This window comes from Pseudoalteromonas sp. S4741, from assembly GCF_005886135.1.
In the GTDB taxonomy this organism is placed as follows: Bacteria; Pseudomonadota; Gammaproteobacteria; order Enterobacterales; family Alteromonadaceae; genus Pseudoalteromonas; species Pseudoalteromonas tetraodonis.
In genome coordinates this window covers 1-2280 of sequence record NZ_PNCN01000167.1, presented here as the reverse complement: position 1 = coordinate 2280, position 2280 = coordinate 1, and the positions used below count along the sequence as shown (strand labels likewise).

Here is a 2280-nt window from a genome sequence, read left to right as displayed (position 1 = left end):
TGTCACAATTCCATCTTCCGGCCTTACAGGTCTTTGTACTTTTTTGAATATGTGCTTAGCCTTCAATAACTTCCAGTGTACAGGCATTTCTTTGAGCCATTCAACTCCAGAATCCTTATATTCTGGGTATGCTTTATAACGACCGGTCATTATGAATGCACCTCGTTAAGCAGCTGCATAATATCGCTCGATACTTTATCTAAGTCCGCATCAATTTCGGTAAGTGATCTTGGTGGTACGTATTCGTAAAAATGGCGATTGAATGGGATTTCGTAGCCGACTATACCGACTTCACCGTCTTGCTCGTCCGTTTTTTTAGTATCAATCCACGCGTTTGGTACGTGTGGTAGTACTTCACGCGCAAAGTAGTCATCAACACTTTCTGTTAGAGGTACGTTTTCGTTATCGCGTAAGTCAGGGTTAGCTTCTATTTTGCCTTTGGTTTTACAAATTTCGGCTTCGTCATCGTGTTCACTTAAGTGCTTAACTATCAGTTTAAGCTGTGCAGCGCTTAGCTTAACTGCTGGTGTTGCTGTTGCAAGCTCAGAGGTTAATGCGTTTAAAAATACATCGCGAGACAAATACTTATCATCAAGTGAGGCAAGCGCTGAAAGAATAGTGTGTTGAGTATGCTCGTTTAACTTATCCCATGCTTTGTCGGTTGTTAAAGCAGTAATACGTAACTCATCTTTTGGATAAACAGCCAGTTGCAATGGGCGCTCTACTGTAATACGGCGATAACCAAACGCTTGGTAATCAAATATTTTACTAAAGTCATTCTCTACAAATTGGCCGTATATTTTAACAATGGTTTCTATTGCATCTTCTGTTAGTTCTTTACGTTTGCTACCGAGTGATTTACGCATTGCTGCATAGAACACATTTTCAACTTCTTCAGTTGACTCGCCACCACCGCTGCGGCCTCTGCCACCAGTTTTAGCACGCTCTTTTGCCGCATTAATAAGTTGTACTTTACCTTTACGGTTAGCAGGCTTGTGGCTTGAAAGCACCCAAACGTAGGTAGATATGCCGGTGTTATAAAACATATCTGTAGGTAGGGCTACAATGGCCTCTAGCAGGTCGTTTTCAAGTATATAACGGCGTATTTCACTCTCACCACTACCGGCACCACCAGTAAATAAAGGGGAGCCATTTAAAATAATACCAATGCGCGAACCGCCTTCGTGTTGTGGGCGCATTTTGCTAACTAAGTGCATTAAAAACAGTAACGAGCCGTCAGACACGCGCGGTAAACCCGCACCAAAGCGGCCCTCAAAGCCTTTTTCGGTGTGTTCGTCGTTAATTTGTTTTTGAATTTTTTTCCAGTCCACCCCAAATGGCGGGTTAGATAACATGTAGTCAAACTTCTCAGTGCGTAGCTGATCGTTCGATAAGGTATTACCGAGTTTTATGTTATCGACCTTTTGGCCTTTAATAAGCATATCGGCTTTACATATAGCGTATGACTCTGGGTTTAGTTCTTGGCCAAATGCTGAAAGCGATGCTTTATTGTTAAGCTCTAATACATATTCCATCCCCGATGATAAAAACCCGCCCGTACCCGCTGTTGGGTCGTAAATTGAGCGAACTAAGCCCGATTGCGTAAGCGCATCGTCGTCATTGGTAAACACTAAAGAGGTGGTTAAACGTACAATGTCGCGCGGAGTAAAGTGCTCACCTGCGGTTTCGTTAGAGCTTTCAGCAAAGCGCCTTATTAGCTCTTCAAACACTAAACCCATGCCATAGTTGCTAATGGCATTTGGGTGCAGGTCTTCTTTTCTAAAGTGTTTTACAACGTTGTAAAGCAGGTCAGCTTCTTCTAGTTTGTCGATGGTATTGAAAAAATCAAAGTGCTCAAAAATTTCACGCGCATTAGGGCTAAACGATTGAATGTAGCTTTCTAAGTTACTGGCTACATCGGTTTCGCCAAGGCGGTTTAAATCCATTTTTGAAGTATTGTAAAAGCTTAACTGCGCTGAGTGAGTAAGGAGCTTGTCTTGTGCTTCAATAGGCATAGCTTTTACGGTTTCGTACTTTTCAAGCACGGCAGGTTTGGTGGCTTCCAGCACACACTCCAAACGCCTTAACAGTGTAAAAGGAAGGATAATACGGCCATACTGAGATTGTTTAAAATCACCGCGAAGTAAGTCAGCGACTGACCATAAAAAAGCAGCGGTTGAAGAGAAGTTGTTATCTGTCATTTTGACCCTTTAATTTTTTGTTTTCCGTAACTTAACTTACCATATCACTAGATATGCTATTTTTTAAGCTAGATTTATT

The 2280-nt window shown here is 41.9% G+C and carries 1 protein-coding gene; it reads right to left on the bottom strand.

Annotated features, from left to right (window positions below; translation table 11 throughout):
• Nucleotides 1–149: 149 nt before the first annotated feature.
• The gene (locus CWC30_RS16925) at nucleotides 150–2201 is read right to left on the bottom strand and encodes a type I restriction-modification system subunit M (RefSeq protein ID WP_138627691.1); all 2052 of its coding nucleotides are present in this window, start codon (nucleotides 2199–2201) and stop codon (nucleotides 150–152) included.
• Between the last annotated feature and the right edge of the window lie 79 nt (nucleotides 2202–2280).

Bases quoted from the DNA above. Each gene is read 5' to 3' on its own strand.
- CWC30_RS16925 (WP_138627691.1), bottom strand. From the start codon at position 2,201: ATGACAGATAACAACTTCTCTTCAACCGCTGCTTTTTTATGGTCAGTC.